The organism is Rhodoferax sp. XS2R6 (genome assembly GCF_056521365.1).
The window spans coordinates 15,506-30,765 of record NZ_JBWMAY010000005.1 but is presented as its reverse complement, the minus strand read 5'-3'; the positions used below and the strand labels follow the sequence as shown (position 1 = coordinate 30,765).

The 15,260-nt window shown below is 65.1% G+C and carries 15 protein-coding genes; 10 read left to right on the top strand and 5 right to left on the bottom strand.

Features of this window, described 5'->3' with window-relative positions; translation table 11 throughout:
• The 3 genes from mreC to mrdA all read left to right on the top strand — a co-directional run bounded on the left by mreC (position 1) and on the right by mrdA (position 3,501).
• Complete coding sequence (gene mreC / locus AC097A_RS16175) at positions 1 to 921, top strand: rod shape-determining protein MreC (RefSeq protein WP_105261746.1); 921 nt, start codon at positions 1 to 3, stop codon at positions 919 to 921.
• Positions 918 to 1,448: a rod shape-determining protein MreD gene (mreD, locus tag AC097A_RS16170; protein ID WP_105261745.1), complete on the top strand. Its 531-nt coding sequence runs from the start codon at positions 918 to 920 to the stop codon at positions 1,446 to 1,448. The genes mreC and mreD overlap by 4 nt, the downstream gene beginning before the upstream one ends.
• Positions 1,449 to 1,554: 106 nt before the next feature.
• Positions 1,555 to 3,501, top strand: coding sequence for a penicillin-binding protein 2 (gene mrdA / locus AC097A_RS16165; protein WP_479621627.1), 1,947 nt, complete (start codon positions 1,555 to 1,557; stop codon positions 3,499 to 3,501).
• Positions 3,502 to 3,510: 9 nt separating this feature from the next.
• On the opposite strand, the gene AC097A_RS16160 is transcribed toward mrdA, so the two are convergent.
• The 3 genes from AC097A_RS16160 to AC097A_RS16150 form a co-directional block, all read right to left on the bottom strand.
• Positions 3,511 to 4,275, bottom strand: a complete 765-nt coding sequence (locus tag AC097A_RS16160; RefSeq protein ID WP_105261743.1) for a sulfite exporter TauE/SafE family protein — start codon at positions 4,273 to 4,275, stop codon at positions 3,511 to 3,513.
• Positions 4,276 to 4,566: 291 nt separating this feature from the next.
• On the bottom strand, positions 4,567 to 6,276 hold the full coding sequence (locus AC097A_RS16155) for a GMC family oxidoreductase (protein WP_479621626.1): 1,710 nt from the start codon (positions 6,274 to 6,276) through the stop codon (positions 4,567 to 4,569).
• Entirely contained in the window at positions 6,273 to 7,544 is a 1,272-nt protein-coding gene (locus tag AC097A_RS16150; RefSeq protein WP_479621625.1) for a putative Na+/H+ antiporter, read from the bottom strand. The genes AC097A_RS16155 and AC097A_RS16150 overlap by 4 nt, the downstream gene beginning before the upstream one ends.
• Positions 7,545 to 7,686: 142 nt before the next feature.
• Between AC097A_RS16150 and AC097A_RS16145 the strand changes: the two genes are divergently transcribed.
• Genes AC097A_RS16145 through AC097A_RS16125 form a run of 5 tightly spaced genes read left to right on the top strand, consistent with a single transcriptional unit; the run spans position 7,687 to position 11,976 of the window.
• Entirely contained in the window at positions 7,687 to 8,808 is a 1,122-nt protein-coding gene (locus AC097A_RS16145; protein WP_479621624.1) for an MlaE family ABC transporter permease, read from the top strand.
• Positions 8,805 to 9,596: an ABC transporter ATP-binding protein gene (locus tag AC097A_RS16140; protein WP_479621623.1), complete on the top strand. Its 792-nt coding sequence runs from the start codon at positions 8,805 to 8,807 to the stop codon at positions 9,594 to 9,596. Before AC097A_RS16145 ends, AC097A_RS16140 begins: the two co-directional genes overlap by 4 nt.
• A 14-nt stretch (positions 9,597 to 9,610) precedes the next feature.
• Positions 9,611 to 10,612 (top strand): MlaD family protein, encoded by a 1,002-nt coding sequence (locus tag AC097A_RS16135; protein WP_479621622.1) that lies wholly within the window; start codon positions 9,611 to 9,613, stop codon positions 10,610 to 10,612.
• Positions 10,613 to 10,664: 52 nt separating this feature from the next.
• Positions 10,665 to 11,303: an ABC-type transport auxiliary lipoprotein family protein gene (locus AC097A_RS16130; protein WP_236635360.1), complete on the top strand. Its 639-nt coding sequence runs from the start codon at positions 10,665 to 10,667 to the stop codon at positions 11,301 to 11,303.
• Between the two features lie 16 nt (positions 11,304 to 11,319).
• A complete protein-coding gene (locus AC097A_RS16125; RefSeq protein ID WP_479621621.1) occupies positions 11,320 to 11,976 on the top strand; it encodes an LON peptidase substrate-binding domain-containing protein in 657 nt (218 codons plus the stop codon).
• A 7-nt stretch (positions 11,977 to 11,983) separates the two neighbouring features.
• On the opposite strand, the gene AC097A_RS16120 is transcribed toward AC097A_RS16125, so the two are convergent.
• The gene (locus tag AC097A_RS16120) at positions 11,984 to 12,616 is read right to left on the bottom strand and encodes a MarC family protein (protein WP_315480526.1); all 633 of its coding nucleotides are present in this window, start codon (positions 12,614 to 12,616) and stop codon (positions 11,984 to 11,986) included.
• Positions 12,617 to 12,738: 122 nt separating this feature from the next.
• Here AC097A_RS16120 and AC097A_RS16115 point away from each other — a divergent pair, with 122 nt between their 5' ends.
• Positions 12,739 to 13,650, top strand: coding sequence for an amidohydrolase family protein (locus AC097A_RS16115; RefSeq protein WP_479621620.1), 912 nt, complete (start codon positions 12,739 to 12,741; stop codon positions 13,648 to 13,650).
• A gap of 17 nt (positions 13,651 to 13,667) precedes the next feature.
• Here AC097A_RS16115 and AC097A_RS16110 read toward each other — a convergent pair whose 3' ends face one another.
• A complete protein-coding gene (locus AC097A_RS16110) occupies positions 13,668 to 14,414 on the bottom strand; it encodes an SDR family oxidoreductase (protein WP_479621619.1) in 747 nt (248 codons plus the stop codon).
• A 43-nt stretch (positions 14,415 to 14,457) separates the two neighbouring features.
• Between AC097A_RS16110 and AC097A_RS16105 the strand changes: the two genes are divergently transcribed.
• On the top strand, positions 14,458 to 15,204 hold the full coding sequence (locus AC097A_RS16105; protein WP_479621618.1) for an MgtC/SapB family protein: 747 nt from the start codon (positions 14,458 to 14,460) through the stop codon (positions 15,202 to 15,204).
• Positions 15,205 to 15,260: the final 56 nt, after the last annotated feature.

Here is a 15,260-nt window from a genome sequence, read left to right as displayed (position 1 = left end):
ATGCCACTCGGTACGCTGGACAGAGATCCTCCCCCCTTCTTCCGCCAGGGCCCCTCGGCCCTGTCCAAGTTGGCCGTCTGCAGCGCCTTGGCGCTGTTTCTCATGGTGGCCGATTCCCGCTTCAAGATGATGCAGCCCCTGCGCGTGGTACTGGCCACCGCGCTGTACCCGGTGCAGTGGCTGGCCTTGCAGCCTGTGCTGCTGGTGCAAACCACCACCACCTACTTCACCACCGTAGCCTCCGCCGAGTCGGCCCAGGAAGAGGCGCGTAAAAAACTCAGCCTGCAATCCCTGCGGGCCAACCAGGTCGAGCAGCTGGAGCTGGAAAACCTGCGCCTGCGCAAGCTGCTGGACCTGTCGCCCCGCCTCACCGCACCGGCCAAAGCCGCCCAGGTGTTGTACGACGCGGCCGACCCTTTCACCCGCAAAGTGGTCATCAACAAAGGGCTGATGCACCAGCTGGCCCTGGGCTCACCGGTGCTGGATGAGATGGGCGTCATTGGCCAGGTTACCCGTGTTTACCCCGCCATGAGTGAGGTCACCCTGATCACCGACCGGGACCATGCGATCCCGGTGCTCAATGCACGCACTGGTGCGCGCGGTGTGGCCTTCGGGGATACGTCTACCCATGCCGATGCGCTGGAGCTGCGTTACATGGCGGCCAACGCCGACGTGGCCGTGGGCGACCTGCTGACCACCAGCGGCGTGGATGGTGTGTACCCGCCCGGTTTACCGGTGGCGCGGGTGGAAAAAGTGGAGCGCCAAGTGGACGCGGTGTTTGCCCGTATTTACTGTGTGCCGCTGGCCATGGTGTCAGGTACTACCCATGTGCTGGTGCTGGACCCGTTGTCGAGCCAGATGCCTGCGCGGCCCGCGCCGGATGCCCTGGCGGCGTCCCCCAAAGGAGCTGGTTTGCGATGATCATGCGTCCCGGTCAGCAGCTTTTGTTGCCCGCCAATCCCCTGTTCATTTGGGGCAGCGTGGTGGTGGCACTGCTTCTTAATATGGTCAACAACATGGGCCTGTGGGGGCGTGCGGCCTGGGCGCCCGATGTGCTGGCCGTGGTGCTGGTGTTCTGGACCGTGCACCAGCCGCTGCGCGTGAGCATTGGGGCCGCCTTTGTATTTGGCCTGTTGATGGATGTGCACCAGGGTGGTTTGCTGGGCCAGCATGCCATGGCCTACACGGTGTTGAGTTTTCTGGCCATTACTGTGCACCGCCGTTTGTTGTGGTTTACCGTGCCCTCGCAGGCCGCGCAGGTGTTTCCATTGTTTGTAGCGGCCCATGCCCTGGAGCTGTTGCTGCGCCTGCTGGGTGGCGGCACGTTTCCAGGCTGGTGGGTGCTGCTGGCGCCGGTGCTAGAGGCTGCGTTGTGGCCCGTGGCCAGCATTGTGTTGCTGGCCCCGCAGCGCCGCGCCCCTGATCCCGATGCCAACCGTCCGTTGTGAATGGCCCCCACGCTTGCCACTGCGGGTGCTGCACTGCCCCTCCGAGGGGGCTGGTTCGCCTTGGGGCGGCCCTGCGGCGAACCGGTTTGACTATCGCAGCTAAACCATGACTGAGCTGCGCAACGTCCAGGCCGACCTGGCCCGCTTTCGGACCCGTGTGTTTGTGGTCAGTGTGGTGGTGCTGTGCTGTTTTGTGTTGCTGGCCCTGCGCCTGGCGTATTTGCAAATCGTGCGCCACGACGATCTGCGCGCCCAGGCCGAGAGCAACCGCACGTCCATCGTGCCCATCGTGCCCAACCGGGGGCTGATCGAAGACCGCAACGGTGTGGTGCTGGCCACCAACTACTCGGCCTACACGCTGGAAGTCACACCTTCCAAAACCGGTGGCGTGGAAAAGACCATTGACGAACTGGCCAGCGTGATCGACATCACGCCGCGCGACCGGCGCCGTTTCAAGAAGCTCATGGAAGAGTCCAAGAACTTTGAGTCCCTGCCGATCCGCACCCGACTGACCGACGCCGAGGTGGCCCGTTTTGCGGCGCAGCGCTTCCGTTTCCCCGGGGTCGAGATCAAAGCCCGCCTGTTCCGCAGCTACCCCTATGGTGAGCTGGCCAGCCACGTGATTGGCTACATCGGGCGCATCAACCAGTCCGAGAAAGAGAAGATCGAGGACAGCGAAGACCAGGCCAACTACCGGGGTACCGAGTACATCGGCAAGCTGGGTGTGGAGCAGAGTTTTGAGCAAATGCTGCACGGCGTGACCGGGGTGGAACGCATCGAAACCTCGGCCGGAGGGCGCGCGGTGCGCAAACTCGCCAGCAACCCGTCCACGCCGGGCAATGTGGTGGTGCTGTCCATCGACATCAAGCTGCAAAAACTGATCGAGGACATGTTTGGCAGCCGCCGGGGGGCGCTGGTGGCGCTGGACCCCAAGACCGGTGAGGTGCTGGCTTTTGTGAGCAAACCCACGTTTGACTCCAACCTGTTTGTCGAAGGCATTGACCAGGAAAACTGGCAGATGCTCAACGAGTCCATCGACAAACCGCTGCTCAACCGCGCCCTGCGTGGCACCTACCCGCCGGGCTCCACCTACAAACCCTTTATGGCGCTGGCCGCGCTGGAGACTGGCGCGCGCACGCCGCAGACACTCATCAACGACCCGGGCTTCTACATGTTTGGTGGCAACCGCTTCGGCAGCCCCGAGAACGAGAAGGGCGGCATCATGGACATGCGCCGCGCCATTGTCGAATCCAGCAACGTGTACTTCTATTCGCTGGCCAACGAGTTGGGTGTGGACACCATGCACGACTTCATGAAACCGCTGGGGTTTGGCCAGCACACGGGCATCGACATCCACGGTGAAGTGCGGGGCGTGTTGCCCAGCCAGGAATGGAAACGCCGCTACTACAAGCGCCCCGAGCAGCAAAAGTGGTACGCCGGAGAGACGATCTCGCTGGGCATTGGCCAGGGTTACAACAGTTTCACCATGCTGCAGTTGGCGCAGGCGGTTGCCATCGTGGCCAACAACGGGGTGAAACACAAGCCACAGCTGGTGATTGCGACTCAGGATGCCACCACCCGTGTGCGCGTGCCAGTGCCCGCAGAGCCACCGGTAGACCTGGGGTACAAGCCTGAGAACGTGGCGGTTATCCGTGACGCCATGGTCGGCGTCACGCAGGGGGGAACCGGGACGCGGGTGTTTGCGGGTTCTGGGTATGTGAGTGGTGGCAAAACCGGCACTGCGCAGGCGGTGAGTCTGGGTAAAAACCAGAAGTACAACGCCTCGTCGATGGAAGAGCACCAGCGCGACCACTCCCTCTACGTCGCCTTTGCGCCAGCGGAGTCGCCCAAGATTGCGCTGGCGGTGATTGTGGAGAACGCGGGGTTTGGTTCGGCCTCGGCCGCACCGATTGCGCGCCGCGCGTTTGACTATTGGCTGCTGGGCCAGTACCCCAGCGAAGAAGACTTGGCCGCCGTGAGCAAAGGGCAGGCCGGTGCGCCCATTGGCAAGCCCCGCGTGGCGGCCGATCTGCCCTGGCCGCCAGCACGTTAAGCCCGCGGCCTAGAGGCCGCGCACAAACGCGTCGTAACCGGTCTTGAGAATCAGGGCCGACACCACCACGATGAACATGCCACGCACAAACCCCGTGCCGTGTTTGAGCGCCATGTGGGTGCCGGCCAGGCTGCCCAGCACATTGGCTACCGCCATGGCCACGACAAAGTGCCACCACACATGGCCTTTGTAGGCAAACAGCAGCAGCGCCGCCAGGTTGGAGGCGGTGTTGAGCAGCTTGGCGCTGGCCGAGGCGTTGAGAAAATCGTAGCCCAGCACCCGCACCAGCAGGAACACGAAAAAACTGCCCGTGCCGGGGCCAAAAAACCCGTCGTAAAAACCAATGGTGGCGCCAATGGCACAGGCGACCAGTGCTTCGTGTTGCCCCGCAAACCGGGGCGTGTGGTGCCGCCCTAGGTCCTTTTTGACCAGGGTGTAGGCCAGTACCAGCACCAGCACCAGGGGCAGGGCCTTGCGCAGGTGCTGGGGCGACACCACCGTGACCAACCAGGCACCCCCCAGCGAGGCCAGAAAACATACCGCGGCCGCGGGGGCAATGGCGTGCCACTGCATCTGCACTCGGCGCTGGTACTGCACAGTGGCAAAGGCGGTGCCCCAGACCGAGGCGCCCTTGTTCGTGCCAAACAGCGTGGCCGGGTGGGCGTTGGGGAAGGTGGCGAACAGGGCGGGGGTCAGAATCAGGCCGCCGCCGCCCACAATCGCGTCCACAAAACCGGCCAGCAGCGAGGCCAGCGTGACAACAAACATTTCCATGGGGGAATTGTCGCATCCGGCCCAATGGGGTTATTTGCTATGAAATCAGGAGCTGCTTGCGCATAGTCCATGCGGCTTGGAGGCCAAAAAGGCATAAAAAAAGCACCGGGGATACCGGTGCTTTTGTAAAACTGCATCGTGGTGTGCAGGGTTTGTTGTTGGTTTTAGCCGTCTCCTCGGCGTCGTTTCAAGCTTGGTCTTGGCAGACCTCGCAGTTGCTGTCAGGTCTGCGTTGCCATGCAATGTATCCGCCCTGCGGGGGCAGCGGCATCAGGACAAACCCTCTACCGCTCAACGCGCTGCGTCCTCCGCAATCCACTGCGCGGCTTTCTCCGCAATCATCAGCGTGGGGGAGTTGGTGTTGCCGCTGGTGATGAGTGGCATCACCCCCGCATCCACCACCCGCAAGCCGGCTACGCCGCGCACCTGCAGGCGGCTGTTGACCACGGCCATGGCGTCATCGTCCTGGCCCATCTTGGTGGTGCCCACGGGGTGGAAGATGGTGGTGGCAATGTCGCCGGCCAGTTGGGCCAGCTCGGCGTCGCTCTGGAACTGGACGCCGGGCTTGTATTCCTCGGGCTGGTACTTGGCCAGCGCCGGTTGCGCCACGATCTTGCGTGTCACGCGCAGCGAGTCGGCGGCAATCTTGCGGTCGACTTCGGTGCTCAGGTAGTTAGGCGCAATCGCCGGTGCGTCCTTGAACTCTGCGGTTTTGATCTGCACCGTGCCGCGGCTGGTGGGGTTGAGGTTGCACACACTGGCCGTGAAGGCGTTGAAGGTATGCAGGGGCTGGCCAAAGGCGTCCAGGCTCAGCGGTTGCACGTGGTACTCCAAGTTAGGGTGGGGCTGGCTGGCGTCGCTGCGGGTGAAGGCGCCGAGCTGGCTGGGCGCCATGCTCATGGGGCCACTGCGTTTGAGGGCGTACTGCAGCCCGATCTTGGCTTTGCCCCAGAGGCTGTTGGCCTGGGTGTTCAGCGTGGGGGTGTTCTTGACCTTGAAGACGGCGCGGATTTGCAAATGGTCTTGCAGGTTGGCGCCTACGCCGGGGGTGTCTTGCAGCACCGGCACGCCACGCGCCTGCAACAACTCGGCCGGGCCCAGGCCCGAGAGCTGCAGGATTTGGGGGCTGGCCACGGCGCCCGCGCACAGCAACACTTCACCGCGGGCGGTGGCGGTCACCATCTCGCGGCCGTCCCACACCTGCACACCGGTGCAGCGCAGGCCCGCACCTTCGGCTTGCGGCTCTACCACCAGCTTGGCCACCTGGGCGCTGGTCCACAGCTCGAAGTTGGGGCGGGCGTAACACATGGGGCGCAAAAAGGCCTTGGCCGTGTTCCAGCGCCAGCCGGCTTTCTGGTTCACCTCGAAGTAACCCACGCCTTCGTTGCTGCCGCGGTTGAAGTCGTCGGTGGCCGGAATGCCGGCCTGGGTGGCGGCCTGGGCAAAGGCGTCCAGCACATCCCAGCGCAGGCGTTGTTTCTCAACCCGCCATTCGCCGCCGGCCTGGTGGTGGCGCAGCACCTTGCGGTAGTCGGTGCCGCTGTCGTGCAACAGCGGCGAGGCGGTTCCCTTGGCGCCGTGTATGGCATCGGCACCTTTGTGGTGGTCTTCGTGCAGCTTGAAGTAGGGCAGGCTGTTGTCCCAGGTCCAATTCGCATCACCGGTGAGTTGGGCCCACTGGTCGTAGTCGCGCGCCTGGCCGCGCATGTAAATCATGCCGTTGATGCTGGAGCTGCCGCCCAGCGTTTTGCCACGCGGGTAACGCAGGCTGCGGCCATTCAGGCCCGCCTCGGCCTCGGTGTTGAACAACCAGTCGGTGCGCGGGTTGCCAATGCAGTACAGGTAACCCACGGGAATATGGATCCAGTGGTAGTCGTCCTTGCGGCCAGCCTCGATCAGCAGCACGCGTTTGGACGCGTTGGCGCTGAGCCGGTTGGCCAGCAGGCAGCCCGCCGTGCCGGCGCCGATGATGATGTAGTCGAAGGTGGTGTCGTTGGTCATAGAAGCAGAAAAAAGGCGGCAGCCACCGCAGTAGGAAGCAGGGCACCGAGCAGCAAGCCGCCCGCGCCTATGGACTGGTCTTCAAAACCCGCGCGCAGCAGCGCTACGCCAGCGGGGTTGGGGGCATTGGCAATCACGGTGAGGCCACCACCGGCCACGGCACCGGCCACCAGCATGTACTTGGCCGGGTCCGAGATGCCTACGATCAGTGAGCCCAGGTAGGTCAGCGCCGCGTTGTCGGTCACCGCGGTGAGCCCCAGGGCGCCAAAAAACAAGGCGGTGGGGGCCAGGCTTTCCACAATCGGCTGCAGCCACCACTGCTGCATGCCACCCAGCACCACCAGCCCGGCCAAAAAGAAACCGACCAGCAACCCCTCTTTCAGGATCAAGGGGCTCTGGAAACGGGCGTAGGCCTGGGTGTAGCCGAGGAAGAACAAAAACAGGCCAATGAACAGCACCGGGTGGTGCGCCAGCACCACCACACCGGCCAAAAAGGCCAGGTGCACCGCGCTCACGATCCAGGGAATGGGGGCTTGGTGTGTGGTGGCCACGGGGGCGGCATCCCGCAGGGGTTTGCGCAGCAGGACCACCATCACCGTGGCGTTGAGCAGCACCGCCAGCGCGGCCTTCCAGCCGAACGTGCTGGCCATGAAGGCGGTGTCCCACTGCCAGGCGGCTGCCACCATCAGCACTGGCGGCGCAGCGTAGGCGGTGAGCGTGCCACCGATGGAGATGTTGACAAACAGCACCCCCAGCGCCGCGTACTTCAGGCGCTCGGGCATGGCGGGGGTGAACAAGAGGGGCGCCAGCATGAGTGCGGCCAGCGTCATGGCGGCCGGCTCGGTGACCAGCGACCCCAGCAAGGGCACTGCCGCCAGGCCCAACCAGGCCAGCGCCAGCGGCCGGGGCAGTGGCAGCAGGCGGGCCAGCGTATTCATGCTGCGACCCACCACGTCCAGCACCGGGCGCGAGGCTGCCACCACCATCACCACACACACAAACAGGGGTTCGGTGAACTGGCGCGACTCGGCATAGGCAATGGCCGGGCCACTGCCCGCCACCAGGGCCATGCAGGCAATCAGCACAAAGGCCCAGAAGCCAAACACCACCTCCACCTCGCCCAGCAAATGGAACAGGCCCGCGTGCTGCGGATGGCGGTGGGCCAGGCTTTCAAAAAACTTGGCGCCAAAGGTGTGCAACAAAGCCAGGCCAAACAGCACGGCCGCGATCTGGTGCATCAGCTCGCTATGGACCCACTCGGTACCCATGCCGTTATGCGCCCGTGCGGTTGCTGTGGTGGGGCGGGTTGGGCAATGGGTCGTGGTTTGGCATGGTGTCTCCTGTGGGCCTATTTTGCTTGCATTTCCTTGCGGGTACGATGCGCACCTTAACCACTCTCTGAATGCCCTTGTGGAGGACACCACGCCGCGTCTGGAAATGCGTACCGAGTCAACGGCCTCGGTGATGCATTTGCACGGGCGCTGGACGGCCGACCAACTGGCGGTGCCTGCCGTGTGGCAGGGTTTGCCGGCACGGCTGCTGCAATCAGTGAAGGACGGCAGCGCATGGGATCTGCGTATGCTGCAGCGCCTGGACCACACCGGCGCCCAGTTGTTGTGGAATGCCTGGGGCCAGCAGTGGCCCGCACAGCTGCAACTTTTGCCCGAGCAACGCACGATGCTGGAGCGGGTAGCGCAATTCACCGCACCTGCGCCTGCGCCCGTGCCGTATTCCTGGCATGCCGTGTACCTGGGTCTGGGGCGCCGTGTCATGGGCATGGTCCAGCACTTGGCCGGCGCGGTGCGCCTGCTGGGGCAACTGCTGCTGGACCTGTTGCGCCTGGTGCGCCATCCGCTGCATGCGCCGTGGCGCGATATCTCGGGCCACCTCTATCGCATTGGCGCAACCGCCATGCCCATCACCGCGCTGGTGGGGTTTCTGATTGGGGTGGTGCTGGCCTACCTGATGTCGCAGCAGTTGCGCCAGTTTGGCGCCGACGCCTTCATCGTCAACATCCTGGGCCTGTCACTGATCCGGGAGTTGGGGCCGGTGCTCGCCGCCATCCTCATCGCCGGGCGCTCGGGCTCGGCCATCACGGCCCAAATTGGCGTCATGCGCGTGACCGAGGAACTGGATGCCATGCGCGTGCTGGGCATTGCCAAGGGCTTTCGGCTGGTGATGCCGCGCACCGTAGCTATGGCCGTAGCCATGCCGCTGCTCTCGGTCTGGACCACGCTGGCCGCGTTGTTGGGTGGCATGTTGGCGGCCGACCTGGCTATGGGGCTCACTCCGGCCTACTTTATTACTGCTCTGCCCAAGACCGTGCAGATTGCCAACCTTTGGCTGGCGCTGGCCAAAAGCACGGTGTTTGGGGTGCTGATTGCCTTGATTGCCTGCCACTACGGTCTGCGCGTCAAGCCCAACACCCAAAGCCTGGGCGAGGGCACCACCGCCTCCGTGGTCACGTCCATCACGGTGGTGATTCTGGTGGATGCGCTGTTTGCGGTGCTGTTCAAGGGAGTGGGCCTGTGAGCGCGCCGTGGGTGGTCGACATCAACAAGCTGTGGTCGGTGTTCCGCGCCGAGGGCGTGCCCACCGTCATCCACCAAGACCTGGACCTGAAGATTGCGCAGGGCGAGCTGCTGTCCATCGTGGGCGGATCGGGCAGCGGCAAGACGGTGCTGCTGCGGCAAATGCTGGGGCTGGAAACACCGGCGCGTGGCAGTGTGACCGTGCTGGGCCACCCGGCAACCGAGCTGGGCCGCGCCGGTGCGGCCAGCCGCGTGGGCATGCTGTTCCAGCACGGGGCGCTGTTTTCGGCTTTTACCGTGCTGGAGAACATTGCCTTTCCGCTGCGCGAACTCGGCACCTTGCCCGCAGACTTGGTGCGCGATGTGGCCATGGTCAAACTGCAGATGGTGGGGCTGGACGCCCGCCACGCGCACAAGATGCCGGCCGATTTGTCGGGGGGCATGGTCAAGCGGGTGGCGCTGGCGCGCGCACTGGTGATGGACCCGCCGCTTTTGCTGCTGGACGAACCCACCGCCGGGCTGGACCCGGACAGTGCCGACGGTTTTTGCGCGCTGCTGCAAAGCCTGCACCGCGAGCTGGGCCTCACGGTGGTGATGGTCACACACGACCTGGACACGATTTTTGAGCTCAGCACCCGGGTGGCCGTGGTGGCGGACAAACATGTGGTGGTGGATGCACCACCGCGCGAGGTGGTGGACTTTGAGCACCCCTTCGTGAATGACTTTTTCCGAGGTGGGCGCGGGCACCGGGCGCAGGCCCTGTTGCACCCCACCCCGAATGCCGTGTAGAAAGACAGATATCTATGGAAAACAAATCCCATGCCTTTGCTGCCGGTGCTTTTGTGCTGGTGGTGGCGGCTCTGCTCACGGCACTGACCGTCTGGCTCACGCGTGACACGTCCGAGCAACGGGTGTTCGAGATCTCCAGCCCCGAGGGCGTGACCGGCCTGCAGCCCCAGGCCGGTGTGCGCTTCAAGGGCGTGCTGGTGGGCCGGGTGACCGACATTGCGCTGGATACGGTGCAGCGTGGCAATGTCTTGCTGCGCATTGCGGTGAATGAGCAGGCCCCCATCACCCAGTCCACCTTTGCCACGCTGGGCTTCCAGGGTGTCACCGGGCTGGCCTTTGTGCAGTTGGACGACAAAGGCGAAAGCCCTGCGCCGCTGGCCGCCACCGGCAGCACCCCGGCCCGCATCCCCATGCGCCCCAGCATGGTGGCACGCTTCACCGAACAAGGCGGCAACCTGCTCACGCAGATGGAGCAGGCCAGCGGGCGCGTCAACACCCTGCTGGACGCAGAGAACCAGAAAGCCTTGATGGGCGCCATCCAGCAAATGGGCCAGGCCGCCGCCAACGTCAGCACCCTGGCCCGCCGGGCCGACCAGGTGCTGGGCGCGCAGGGGGGGGCGGACGCCATGAACCTGCCGCGTATGGTGGCCCAGGCCGATGCCACGCTCAAAAGCATGCAGGCTACTTCGGAGCGGCTGGGCGCCAGCGCCGATGCGGTGCGCACCTCGGCCTCCGAGTTCCAGCGCATGTCGCGCCGCATGAACGAGCCCGGTGGCACGCTGGACAAAATTTCCCAGAGCACCGAGTCGCTGGCGCACACCAGTCGCCAGGTCAACGCCCAGCTGCTGCCCCGCCTGAACCGCGCCACCGATGACACCGCCCGCGCCGTGCGCCAGGTCGGCCGCGCGGCCGACGCGGTGGGTGACAACCCACAGTCCTTGCTGTGGGGCAAGGGCAGCGCTACGCCGGGCCCGGGCGAGCGCGGTTTTGTGGCACCGGCCGCCGCGGCCCCTTGATATTTAGAGAGACTGGTTTGCTATGAAAATGATAGCTGTTTGCGCATATTCCATGGGCTCTAGAGCCCTGTTTGGTTTGATTTTGGCGGCCACGCTGGCCGGCTGTGGCGCCTTGCCCAAGGGCGGCCCTGCGGTGGCGGTGTACGACTTCGGCCCCGGCCTGGTGCAAGAGCTGCCCAGCAACCGCATGGCACCGCTGCCCACGCTGGCGCTGGGCGAGGTGCATGCGCCCACCGCGCTGGACAACCTGCCCGTGGTCTACCGCCTGGGCTACAGCGATGCCCAGCAGCTACGCCCCTACGCGCAGGCGCGCTGGAGCATGCCCCCGGCCCAACTGCTGCGCCAGCGTGTGCGCGAAACCCTGGGCCAGCGCCGCGCGGTGCTCAACCTGGCCGATGGTGTGCTGGCGCCGCCCGGCACCCTCACGCTGCGCCTGGAGCTCGAAGAGTTCAGCCAGCTGTTTGACGCTGCGGCCAGCAGCGCCGGCGTGCTGCGCCTGCGTGCCACTTTGTCGCATCCGGCCCACGGTGGCGACGCCCTGGTGGCCCAGCGCAGCTTTGTGCTGCGCGAGCCCGCAGCCAGCGCCGACGCTGCCGGTGGCGTGCGTGCGCTGACCGCCGCAGTGGACAGCGCCGTGCAGCAGCTCGACCAGTGGGTGCAGCAAACCCAGGCCAGCCTGCCACCCCGCTAAGGCCCGCCACGCCACCATGCCCGAGCTGCTTGCCCTGCACCAACTGCCGCTGTTCCCGCTGAACACGGTGCTCTACCCCGGTGGCAGCCTGCAGCTGCAGATTTTTGAGGTGCGTTACCTGGACCTGATGGGCAAGTGCCACAAAACCGGCGCGCCGTTTGGAGTGGTGGCGCTCACCCAGGGCAGCGAGGTGCGCCGCGCCGACCCGCAGGCCCCCAGCGGCGACGGTTTTGCGAATGAGGCTTTTGTCGACATTGGCACGCTGGCCACCATCACCGAGTTTTCCAGCCCGCAGCCCGGCCTCATGGTGTTGCGCTGCACGGCTGGTGAGCGGTTTCGCATCACCCGGCGCAGCCGCCTCAAACACGGGCTGTGGGTGGCCGATGTGCAAACCCTGCCCGCCGATGTGCCCACGCCGGTGCCGCCCGATCTTCAGCTGGTGTCGCAGGCCCTGCAGAACGTGATCGCCCAGCTGCAGGCCCGGGGTGGCGCGTTGCCCGCGGCGCTGTTGCCGCCCCACCGGCTGGACGACTGCGGCTGGGTGGCCAACCGCTGGTGCGAGCTGCTGCAGCTGCCGCCCGAGCTCAAGCAAAGCCTGATGCAGCTCGACAACCCCCTGTTGCGCTTGGAGCTGGTGGGCGACTTTCTAAGCCGCGCAGGTATCAGCGGCTAACGCGGCCTCAGCCGGCCAGCGCCGGGAACAGCTTGGTCAGCCCGTCGGTCATCACCTCCACCGCCAGCGCCGCCAAAATCAGGCCCATGAGTCGTGTCATCACGTTGATGCCGGTTTTGCCCAGAAAACGCGCAATCGGTTCGGCCAACGAGAAACACAGCGCCGTGGCCAGCGCCACCACCACGCCGTAGCCCACCAGCGTGCTGAGTGCCCAGAAGGTCTTGGCCTTGTCCGCATAAATCACCACGGTGGACATGGTGGCCGGGCCGGTGAGCAGCGGAATGGTCAGCGGCACCACGGCAATGCTGGCGCCCATGGCGGCCTTTTCGGCGCCGTCCTCCAGCTCGTGGGTGTTGGTCTTGGCCTCGGCGGGTTGGGCGTTCAGCATGTTGAGCGCACTGGTCAGCAGCAACATGCCGCCACCCACCTGGAAGCTGGCCAGCGAAATGCCAAAAAACTCCAGGATATGCAGACCCGCCACGGCGCTGATGGCAATCACCACAAACGCGCTGAAGGACGAGACCCACACCGTGTGGCGCCGTTGGGCGGCGTCAAAGCCCTGGGTGTAGTGGATAAAAAAGGGCACGATGGCCAGCGGGTTCACGATGGCCAGCAAGGTCACCAGCGGTTTGAGGTCCATACGGCGTGTCCTGGGGAGGGAAGGGTGGCGGCATGGTACTGCACCCGTGCGCTGCAAGGAATGGGAAAACACGCTACAAACCCGCACACCACCTCATAAACATTGTTGGCCGGAGGCCGCCCATGCTGACACCCCCTCGCTTTTCCTGGCGCACCCGTTGTGCGGCGCTGTGCCTCGCCGTGGGCACCAGTGGCCAGGCGCAAGCCGCCGACTACACGGGCCCGCTGTTTGACGCCCACCTGCACTACAACGTGGAGGCGCAGCAGCCCCACCCGATTCCCGATGTGCTGGCGCGTATGCAGCGCAGCGGGGTGCGTGCCATCGTGGCCAATTCCCGGCCCAACGACGGCACACGGGCCCTGACCGAGGCAGGCGCACAGACCCGTGCCGCAGGCGTCACCGTGGTGCCGCTGGTGCGCCTGTACCGCAACCGCGACGACTACGCCAACTGGTTCCAGGACCCCACAATTTTTGACATGGTGCAGGCCGAACTGGCGCGTGGCACCGCCGCCGGCCCCTACCGCGGCATTGGCGAATTCCACCTCTACGATAGTGCCAACGCGCGTGGCAAGGTGGCGCAGCAGCTCATGGCGCTGGCCGACCAACGCGGCCTGGTGGTGCTGGCGCATGTGGATGACGCAGCCATTGACCTGTTGATGGCGGCCACGCCCTCCGCCGGGAAAACCACCCGGCTGATTTGGGCGCACACCGGTATTGGCGGCGCGTCGGTCGAGCGGGTGCGGGGCTTGTTGGCCCAATACCCAGCGCTGATGGGGGAGCTGTCTTACCGCCCGGGCCTGACCTGTGCCGGTGTGCAGGGTGGCACCGTGTTGTGCCCCGAATGGCGTGCGCTGTTGCTGGACTACCCGGACCGCTTTTTGCTGGGGTCGGACACCTGGATCAATCCACGCTGGCAGTACTACGAAGCGCAGATGCAGGAGTACCGCAGCTGGCTGGGCGACTTGCCACCCGCCGTGGCCCGCAAGGTGGCGTGGGAGAACGGTGCCCGGCTGTTTGGTCTGCCCTCGCCCTGAGGGTGGGTGGTGCGGCCTCAGCGCCCGCCACTCACGTCCAGAATCGCGCCTGTGGTGTAACTGGCTGCATCGCTGAGCAGCCAGACGATGGCGTTGGCAATCTCCTGCGCGGTGCCCGGGCGCTGCTGGGGGACCTGGTGCGCCAGGCGTTGGGCGCGGTCGGGTTGGCCGCCGCTGGCGTGGATCTCGGTGTCGATGATGCCGGGGCGCACGGCATTCACGCGGATACCCTCGGCCGCCACCTCGCGCGCCAGGCCCACGGTGAAGCTGTCGATGGCGCCTTTGCTGGCCGCGTAGTCCACATACTGGCCCGGCGAGCCCAGTGTGGCCGCCACGCTGGAGATGTTGACGATGGCACCGCCGCTGCCGCCGTGGCGGGTGCTCATGCGCAGCACCGCTTCGCGTGCGCAGACCATGCTGCCCAGCACATTGGTGTTCAGCATGCGTTGCAGCCGCGCGCTGGACATGGCGTCCACGCGGCTGGCCACATCCACCACGCCCGCGTTGTTGACCAGCGCTGTCAGCGTGCCCAGCTTGGCATCTACCTTGGCAAACATGGCCAGCACCTCGGCCTCTACCGCCACATCGGCTTTCACGGTGATGGCGTTGCCGCCTTGGCCGCGAATCTGGCGCACCACCTCGTCGGCGGCCAGCGAGTTATCGCGGTAGTTCACGGCCACGGCGTAGCCAGCCTGGGCCAGGGAGAGGGCGGTGGCTGCGCCAATGCCACGGGAGGCGCCGGTGATGAGTGCGATAGCTTGCATGGCGCCATGGTAGCGCGCGGCTTTTTGGGGTATGTTTGTACCCATGCTCAATTCGCAAACCTTTGCCGCGTATTGGTCCACCCCGGTGGTAGAGGCCAACGTTTTTGTGCTGCTGCACCTGCTGGGGGCGCTGGTGCTGGGGCTGATGGTGGGGTACGAGCGTTCGTACCACGGGCGTGCGGCGGGCATGCGCACCTACGGGCTGGTGTGTATGGCCTCGGCGGCGCTGGCCGTCATGGGTGGGTATTCCAATTTTTGGTACGGTGGCATGAGCACCACGCTGTTCAGCAACGGCGACCTCTCGCGCGTGATCCAGGGCATCCTGACCGGCATCGGGTTTCTGTGTGCGGGTGTGATCATGAAAGAGGGCTTCAACATCAGCGGCCTGACCACGGCGGCCTCGCTCTGGGCCTCGTCGGTGATTGGCATTTTGGTGGGCGTGGGCCTGTATGCAGCGGCCATGTCGCTGGCCTTGCTCAGCGCGTTTTGCATGGTCTGGGTGTCCAAGCTGGAGAGCTGGCTGCCGTCGCGCCAGGCGGTGGCGATCCGTCTCACGTTTGACCCGGGTTACCGACCGGTGGAGGCCGCACTGCGCGCCATGGCGCACGACCGGGGGTATGACATTGCGGGTGGCACCATCGTCATTTCGATGGACGAGGGTTCTTTCACCTGGAACTTTGTGGCCGTGGCACGCAGCCGCAAAAAAATGGCACCGATTTCTGACCTAGCGTCCGAGATGGGGCAGTTCCCCGGTGTGCAGCGTTTCCACGTGGCCTACGCACGCAACTAAACAGCACCGCGGTTTTTACTTTTCACCTTTCTTCATCATTTGTTTTTCAGGAGCTT